This window comes from Lysinibacillus sp. RU7, assembly GCF_057837305.1.
The window spans coordinates 1-247 of record NZ_JBYQFK010000242.1 but is presented as its reverse complement, the minus strand read 5'-3'; the positions used below and the strand labels follow the sequence as shown (position 1 = coordinate 247).

The window sequence follows — 247 nt, the reverse complement described above, 5'->3', positions numbered from 1 at the left end:
GCTCAGTTTCCATTTCATTTTTGGTTACCTAACGCAATGGCGGCACCAACACCAGTGTCCGCTTACCTGCACTCTGCGACCATGGTAAAAGCCGGGATTTTTCTACTTGCCCGCTTACTTCCAATCTTTATAGGCGCTGCGATTTATCATAATATCGTTACGTTTGTCGGCCTATTTACGCTCTGTATGGCAGCGTGTTTTGCTATTTTCAAAGAAGATTTAAAAGGACTGTTAGCCTATTCAACCA

Annotated in this window: 1 protein-coding gene; it reads left to right on the top strand. The window is 43.7% G+C overall.

All coding sequences use genetic code 11. The features are described 5' to 3' along the window. Nucleotides 1-247: proton-conducting transporter transmembrane domain-containing protein (locus AC3II9_RS22265; RefSeq protein ID WP_489158929.1), on the top strand; the 247-nt coding region annotated here is incomplete at both ends.